At 59.4% G+C, this 7,356-nt stretch carries 7 protein-coding genes; all 7 read left to right on the top strand.

Annotated features, from left to right (window positions below):
• Positions 1 to 33: 33 nt before the first annotated feature.
• The 7 genes from R1W00_RS14925 to R1W00_RS14955 all read left to right on the top strand — a co-directional run bounded on the left by R1W00_RS14925 (position 34) and on the right by R1W00_RS14955 (position 6,971).
• Entirely contained in the window at positions 34 to 1,257 is a 1,224-nt protein-coding gene (locus tag R1W00_RS14925) for a PotD/PotF family extracellular solute-binding protein (protein ID WP_317263563.1), read from the top strand.
• Between the two features lie 77 nt (positions 1,258 to 1,334).
• The gene (locus R1W00_RS14930; RefSeq protein WP_317263564.1) at positions 1,335 to 2,402 is read left to right on the top strand and encodes an ABC transporter ATP-binding protein; all 1,068 of its coding nucleotides are present in this window, start codon (positions 1,335 to 1,337) and stop codon (positions 2,400 to 2,402) included.
• A gap of 23 nt (positions 2,403 to 2,425) precedes the next feature.
• A complete protein-coding gene (locus tag R1W00_RS14935) occupies positions 2,426 to 3,304 on the top strand; it encodes a polysaccharide deacetylase (RefSeq protein ID WP_317263565.1) in 879 nt (292 codons plus the stop codon).
• 71 nt (positions 3,305 to 3,375) lie between these two features.
• On the top strand, positions 3,376 to 3,708 hold the full coding sequence (locus tag R1W00_RS14940) for a hypothetical protein (RefSeq protein WP_317263566.1): 333 nt from the start codon (positions 3,376 to 3,378) through the stop codon (positions 3,706 to 3,708).
• Positions 3,705 to 4,742, top strand: a complete 1,038-nt coding sequence (locus R1W00_RS14945; protein WP_317263567.1) for a GTP-binding protein — start codon at positions 3,705 to 3,707, stop codon at positions 4,740 to 4,742. Before R1W00_RS14940 ends, R1W00_RS14945 begins: the two co-directional genes overlap by 4 nt.
• The gene (locus tag R1W00_RS14950) at positions 4,742 to 5,935 is read left to right on the top strand and encodes a signal peptide prediction (RefSeq protein ID WP_317263568.1); all 1,194 of its coding nucleotides are present in this window, start codon (positions 4,742 to 4,744) and stop codon (positions 5,933 to 5,935) included. Before R1W00_RS14945 ends, R1W00_RS14950 begins: the two co-directional genes overlap by 1 nt.
• Positions 5,936 to 5,987: 52 nt before the next feature.
• Positions 5,988 to 6,971 carry an asparaginase gene (locus R1W00_RS14955; RefSeq protein ID WP_317263569.1) on the top strand — a complete coding sequence of 328 codons (984 nt, stop codon included), beginning with the start codon at positions 5,988 to 5,990 and terminating at the stop codon, positions 6,969 to 6,971.
• Positions 6,972 to 7,356 lie beyond the last annotated feature (385 nt).

Raw genomic sequence — 7,356 nt, forward strand, 5'->3', positions numbered from 1 at the left:
TTCATCAAGTCAGCAAAAACAGGGAACCATTCCATGACTTTGAAAACCAATCGTCGTAGCTTTTTGAAATACGGGGCTGCCGCCGGCGCTGCTGCTGCCTTTGGCGCGGGTATGCATCCGTGGTCGCGTATGGCCTATGCCGCTAATCTCTCGGAGCAGGAACTGCGCACCACCGGTCTGTCCGTGACCGTACAGGACCGCATTCTCGAGATGTTCAAAGCCGCCTCCGGCGTCACCTCCACCTCCGGGACGCCGTCCACCTATCCGGACGCGCAGACCAAAATCCTGTCCGGCTCCTCTGATTACGATGTCTGGGAAATCATTGCCGAGCGTCTTCCGGCCCTGATCGCCACCGACAACGTTGAAACGATTCCGGCAGCTGAACTGAGCAACTGGGCGGGTATCCGCGATACCTTCACCAAAGTCGATCCGAAGTGGGACCCGAAAGCACAGATTTCCGGCCAGATCTGGGCCGACGACGCCCAGACCCAGCTCTACATGGTGCCGGCCGTCTACAACTTTGACTCCATCGGCTATAACCCGGACGTGCTCTCGGACGAAGAAGCCAACACCTGGACCGCTCTCTTTGACGAGAAGTGGAAAGGCAAATCCGGCCTCAACGTCGACCCGCTGATCGCTATTGGTCAGGCCGTGATCGCCATGAACTCGCTCGGCCTGCTGGAGGCCAAGAACCCCGGCAACCCGACGCTGGCTGAGATCGACGAAGCCGCGAAATTCCTGATTTCCAAAAAGAAAGACGGCCAGTTCCGCGCGCTTTGGGGTGACTTCGGTGAGCTGGTCAACCTGATGGCATCGGGTGAAATGGTTGTCTGCGACGCATGGCAGCCCGCCGTTATGGCCGTCAAAGCGCAAGGCAAGCCCGCCAAATACGCAACGCCGAAAGAAGGCACGCGGGGCTGGGCCATCGGGCCGTCGATGCTCAAGGGTACGCCGAACCGCGAAGCCGTCATCGCCTATGCCAACTTCTGGCTGTCGGGTGAGCCGGGCATCGCTGTCACCGAGCAGGGATACTACTCCCCCTCGACCAACATCAAAGACGTGATGGACCCCGATGCCTATGCCTTCTGGTACGAAGGCGCACCGTGGAAAGGTGAGCCCGAGCGCGGCATCAACCCCGGTGATCTGCGCGATGGTGGATCGCTCGAAGAGCGCGCCTCCAATGTCGCTTACTGGCACCAGTGGCCCGATGAGTATGACCACCTGATCATGCGTTGGGATGAATTCCTGAACGCCTGATAAGCGCGATTGGGCGGCCCCTTTCCTCCACTTCAGGGCCGCCCATGTTCTCTACTTCAAATACGAAAGCTGATCGCATGATCTACGATCTCGAGCTGATTTCTGTCGGCAAAACCTATTCCGATGGCACCGTTGCTGTTTCCGACTTCGATCTGAAGGTGGAGAAGGGCGAATTCGTGGCCTTCCTCGGCCCATCGGGCTGCGGGAAATCCACCACGCTGCGGATGATTGCCGGCTTTGAGGATATCACCAACGGTGAGGTCATGATGATGGGGCGCAACGTGACCCACGTCCCGCCCGAAAAGCGTCCGACCTCGATGATTTTCCAAAACTACGCGCTGTTCCCGCATATGACCGTGCGCGAGAACGTGGCCTTTGGTCTGGACGTCAAAGGCACGCCGAAGGCCGAGCGCAACCGCAAAGTCGACCGCATTCTGGATATGTTCGATCTTGAGCAATTCGCGGACCGCAAGGCGGACAATCTCTCGGGTGGTCAGCGTCAGCGGATCGCTCTGGCGCGCGGGCTTGTGGTGGAACCTGAAATTCTCCTCCTCGATGAGCCTCTGGGCGCGCTTGATGCCAACCTGCGCCGCATCATTCAAAACGAATTGAAGCTTTTGCAGCGGGAGTTGGGGATCACCTTTATTTTCGTGACCCACGCGCAATCAGAGGCCCTTGGCCTATCCGACCGTGTCGTCGTGATGTCGAACGGTGTGGTTGAGCAAATCTCCCCCCCGCGCGAGTTGTATCGCCGCCCGCAAACGCCGTTTGTTGCCGACTTTATCGGCTCGAACACGGTGTTCGAAGGCACAGCCAAAGGTGCGGGCAACGCGGGTTTTGGCCTGATCGAGACCCCCTATGGCACGATCCAAGGCGTGGGACAGGGCGACGAGACCCTCGCAGTTGTTCCTGCCGAGGCCTTCCGCATTGCGCCTCTCAATACGCCTGACGAGATCCGCATCGAAGGTGTTCTGGCCGAACGCCATCTGGTCGGTGCGGTCGGACACCTGACCGTTCGCCTGCCCGGCGAGCGCGATGTCGCCGTCGAGGTCAGTGCAGACCGCCCCGAAGTGCGCGCCCTGACACCTGGGGCGCCCGTCACCCTCGGAATTGACCCCTCTTCCGTCACTCTCATTCACGCTTAATCATCCAACAGGAGACTTATCCAATGACAAAAGAAATCCTCGTCGGCTTCGGGATTGATGTGGACGCCGTTGCCGGCTGGCTCGGCTCTTACGGCGGCGAAGATAGCCCCGATGACATCTCCCGCGGTATGTTCGCAGGTGAGGTCGGCTCGATCCGTCTGCTCGACCTGTTTGACAAACTGGGCATCAAGACCACGTGGTTCATTCCCGGTCACTCTGCCGAAACCTTCCCCGAGCAGATGAAAGAGGTCGCCAAACGTGGCCACGAGATCGGTATCCACGGCTATAGCCACGAGAACCCGATCGCCATGACGCCCGAGCAGGAAGAAGCTGTTCTGGACAAGTGTATCGACCTGATCACCGAACTGTCGGGTCAACGTCCGACGGGCTATGTGGCGCCGTGGTGGGAATTCTCGCCCGTGTCCAACGAACTGCTGCTCAAGAAGGGCATCAAGTATGACCACTCGCTGATGCATAAGGACTTTGAGCCCTACCGCGTGCGCGTTGGCGATAGCTGGACCAAGATCGACTATTCGGCCAAGCCCGAGGACTGGATGAAGCCGCTGGAGCGTGGTGAGGAAACCGATCTGATCGAGATCCCCGCCAACTGGTATCTCGATGACCTGCCGCCGATGATGTTCATCAAGAAGGCCCCCAACTCCCACGGTTTTGTGAACCCGCGCGACATCGAGCAGATGTGGAAAGACCAGTTCGACTGGGTCTATGAGAACATGGACTACGCGGTCTTCCCGATTACCATTCACCCTGATGTGTCGGGTCGCCCGCAAGTGCTGCTGATGCTTGAACGCCTGTTCAAACACATGGCCTCGCATGAAGGCGTGAAATTCGTGACCATGGACGAAATGGCCAACGATTACGACAAACGCTTCCCCCGCGGCTGATCCCTAGCCGTGGCTCCGGCGGGCGGTGTCCGTTGTTCGCCCGCCGGTTTTTGAATTCAAAGGAGAAGGTTATGTGTTCGCTGTGCGGAATTCTTGGATGTGACGACCATTGGACCAGCGCCATCGCGCGTCCCGGTGTTTTCACGCGAAACCACGATATGCCTGCGCGCCGTGCCGAAGCCGCGCGCCGTATGAAGGCCGCGAATGACATCCTCTCCTATCGTCGCGTCAAACTGGATGTGTGGCAGGGGCGCTCTTACGTCGTGGCCTCTCCGACGGGTGCCTCAAGCGTATTCGAGGCCCTGTCGCACCTGTGGCCCGAGGCAGAGGCGCTTGCCGGGCGTGACTTTGACCCGCTCGACGATGATTTGATTTCTTGGATGGCCGCACGAGGTGACGCATGATCCCTGTTGTATTGCTCACAGGATTTCTCGGTTCCGGTAAAACCACGCTGCTGCAACGGCTGCTCAAAGACCCGTCGATGGCGGGCGCGGCTGTGCTGATCAACGAGTTCGGCGAGGTCGGCCTGGACCATCAGTTGCTCGACCGGATCGACGATAATGTTGTGCTGCTCAAGTCGGGGTGTATCTGCTGTACTGTGCGCGGCGAGGTGGCGGACGCCCTGTCGAACCTCGACAGCCTGCGCTCGCGGGGCGAGATCGCGTTTGATCGCGTCGTGATCGAGACGACGGGACTCGCCGATCCCTACCCTGTCCTTCAGACCCTGACGGCCCACCCTGTCCTGCGCTCGCATTTCACCAATGGCGGCGTGCTGACGACTGTGGACGCGGTCAATGCACAGCTTCAGGTCGAGCACCGTGCCGAGGCCGTGCGCCAGATCGCAGCGGCGGATCGCATCGTTCTAACCAAAACCGATCTGGCCGACGCTGGTGAGGATCAAGCATTGCGCGCCCGTCTGGCGCGGATCAACCCTGCCGCGACGATCTTAACAACGCAAGAGCCCGTCGAGACCATCCTCAGCGGATTTGAACCCGCTGCTTTTGCCGCCGCCTTGGTGACCGATGACGCGCATCACTGTGGACCCGACTGTGACCATGAAGGCCACCACCATCACCACGCGCATTCCCACGGGACTCATGGTCATCACGACGAGGACCTCGGCGTGACGAGCTTTTCGCTCGTCATCGAGGACGAGATAGATTGGACTATGTTCGGAACCTGGCTTACACTCTTGCTGCATAAGCATGGTGACAGGATTTTTAGGGTGAAGGGTATTTTGGCGCTAGAGGGCGAAGACAAACCCATTGCGATCCACGGCGTTCAGCACCTCGTGCATGCGCCCACTCACATGACCCATTGGCCGAACGGACCGCGCCGATCCCGTATCGTTTTCATTCTCGAAGGGATTTCCCCTGACCAGATCCGCCGCAGCTTTGCCGCGTTCACAGGCTGTTCTGCAGTCAGGGCTGCCGCCTGATGACCGAGCCGCTTCGCATTCTCACGACGGAAATTCAGCCTTGGCGCTTTCTCAAGGATCAGGCCGAGGCAGATCTCGGCTTCCCGCTTGAATTCATCGAGACGGATTTCAACAGTGCACAGCGCACGGCGGCGCTCGATCCGTCACGCTATGACATCTACGACCAGTGTTTCCACAACCTCGACATCGTTTGGTATTGGCGCGCGGTGCAAGCCATCGACACCCGTCGGATCACCTATTGGGACGATCTCGACGAGCTGTCGCGAACCGCTGGTGCGGGAGGGCGTCAGGCCTTGGGCGATGTGCCTGCCTCGCGCCTGTTCGTACAGCATGACAGGACGCTATCCGACAGCCCGAGCGGTCAGATTTCGATGCTGCCGACCTTTTACAACTTCGACAGTTTTGCGGTCGCGGCCGAGGGTCTGGACGTCGACCGTGATGTGCGCAGCTGGGCGGCGCTGCTTGATCCGCAATGGGCGGGCCGCGTGTCTTTGGTCGATGAACCCGCGATCGGCCTGTTTGATCTGGCCATGGCGCTATCCGCGTCGGGTCAGATGGAATTCGAGAATATGGGCAATATGTCCGTTGCCGAAATCGACCGGCTGATCGAACACGGGAAGAGCCTTATCCACGCGGGGCATCTGAGTGCTTTCTGGCTGCGTGCGGATGAACCGGTCGAGCGTTTTTTGCGCGGCGAACTGAAACTGGCCTCGATCTGGTCCCCGACGCTTGTCGATATGAAACGCCGCGGTGTTGACGTTTGCCAAGCTCGTCCTGTCGAGGGCTATCGCGCGTGGCACGGCGGCATGTGCCTGTCGCGCCTTTTGCAGGGCGAGAAACTCGACAAAGCCTATGAATGGCTGAACTGGTATCTCGACGGATACGCTGGGGCCGTTGTCGCCCGTCAGGGCTATTACATGTCCGTCCCCGACCGCGTCAAAGCGCACTTGTCTCAGGCGGAATGGGATTACTGGTATGAAGGGCTTCCTGCTGCGCAGGAGCTAAGTGATGTCGCAGGACGGCCTGCAATCCGCGCGGGCGAAACACGCTCGGGTGGGTCACGCAAAGACCGTGCGCATCACATCGCGATCTGGAATTCGACCATGGACGAGCACAATTACGTCGTGCGCCGATGGAATGAGTTGGTCGATCTTGCGGCCGCAAAGGGCCGCGCGCACAGCCGCGCCAGCTAGGGGCCGCTTCTGCGAGGCCTCTCACACACATTGAAAATACAGAAAGACACCGATGAAACATGTTGTTTTGATCGCCACGGGCGGGACAATCGCGTCCGCAGCAGATAAATCAGCAGGAGCCGTCAATGCGGGACTAAGCGGGGAAACCTTGCTCGCAAGCCTGCATCAACCGCTCGAAGGCATCACAGTGACTGTCGAAAATTTCGAAGCGGCAGGCAGCTATGCGCTCGATCTGGCGACGATCCACAGGCTCTGCACCCGGATCGACGAGGTGCTGGCAGGCGGCGATGTGGACGGCGTGGTTGTCACCCACGGTACCGACACAATGGAAGAGAGCGCCTTCCTCGCGTGGCTTTTGGTGCAAAGCGACCGGCCCGTGGTCTTTACGGGCGCGCAACGCCACGCGGGTCAGCCCGACACCGATGGTCCGCGTAACATTTATGACGCCATTTGTGCTGCGGCCAGTGGTGCGCTGACAGGTGTGGGGGCTGTGATCGCCTTTGAGGGCGATATCCACGGCGCGCGCTACGTCACAAAGGCACATACGTCGCGCGTCGATACCTTCCGCTCTGTCGGGTTGGGCAAGTTGGGCGAGGTCGATCACGGGCAGGTCTTTGTCTACACCCGTCCTGCACACCCGCGCTTGCCGCTTAAAACGCCTTCTCTGAACCCCGATGTCGAGCTGATCGCGCTTGGACTTGGCACAGGTCCGCGCGTGATGGAACTGGCCCACAAAGCGGGCGCGAGAGGGATCGTGCTCTCCGCTTTTGGACGCGGCAATGCCCCCAAAGGGTTCGCTGATGCATCCAAGCGTTTGATCGACACAGGCTGTCCCGTTGTGGTGGCCTCACGGTGTCACGAAGGGCGCACGCATGCGATCTATGGCAATGACAGCGGTGGCGTCACTCTCGTGAATAACGGCGCGGTACTTGCGGGAGATCTTTCAGCAGTCAAAGCCCGTCTTTTGCTGTCCGCACTTCTGGGCAAAGGGCTGGCAGGAGACGCGCTAACTCAGGCATTTGTGGCATATACATAATCGTTTGGGAGGTCTTCAGGCACGATGCCAAAACGATCCCAGCACTCGCGTTTAATAACCATGCTCCGGCGATGCTCGAGACGAATGCTTAGTAAGGGCCGAAAGGAGCGCCGTCCCAGAGGAAGGCACCAAAGAGACGCCTAGATTTCGCAAATGGTCCGGTGGTCCAATCTGGAAGTGCGGAGCCACAAAAAAGGTGTACCGGGCTCGGTCGGGCATGGGTCGGAGAGCATGAAGACCGCGGTGTTATCGGACACTTGCCGGACACAAACAAAAAGGCCTCGAGCGGATTAACGCTTGGAGGCCTTGTTTTATTGGTTGCGGGGAGAGGATTTGAACCTCTGACCTTCAGGTTATGAGCCTGACGAGCTACCTGGCTGCTCCA

This window comes from Rhodovulum sp. FJ3, assembly GCF_032918305.1.
Taxonomy (GTDB): domain Bacteria; phylum Pseudomonadota; class Alphaproteobacteria; order Rhodobacterales; family Rhodobacteraceae; genus SAT37.

Excerpts from the sequence above, each read along its gene's own strand:
- R1W00_RS14925 (WP_317263563.1), top strand. The coding sequence starts at position 34 with ATGACTTTGAAAACCAATCGTCGTAGCTTTTTGAAATACGGGGCTGCC.
- R1W00_RS14930 (WP_317263564.1), top strand. The coding sequence starts at position 1,335 with ATGATCTACGATCTCGAGCTGATTTCTGTCGGCAAAACCTATTCCGAT.
- R1W00_RS14935 (WP_317263565.1), top strand. The coding sequence starts at position 2,426 with ATGACAAAAGAAATCCTCGTCGGCTTCGGGATTGATGTGGACGCCGTT.
- R1W00_RS14940 (WP_317263566.1), top strand. The coding sequence starts at position 3,376 with ATGTGTTCGCTGTGCGGAATTCTTGGATGTGACGACCATTGGACCAGC.
- R1W00_RS14945 (WP_317263567.1), top strand. The coding sequence starts at position 3,705 with ATGATCCCTGTTGTATTGCTCACAGGATTTCTCGGTTCCGGTAAAACC.
- R1W00_RS14950 (WP_317263568.1), top strand. The coding sequence starts at position 4,742 with ATGACCGAGCCGCTTCGCATTCTCACGACGGAAATTCAGCCTTGGCGC.
- R1W00_RS14955 (WP_317263569.1), top strand. The coding sequence starts at position 5,988 with ATGAAACATGTTGTTTTGATCGCCACGGGCGGGACAATCGCGTCCGCA.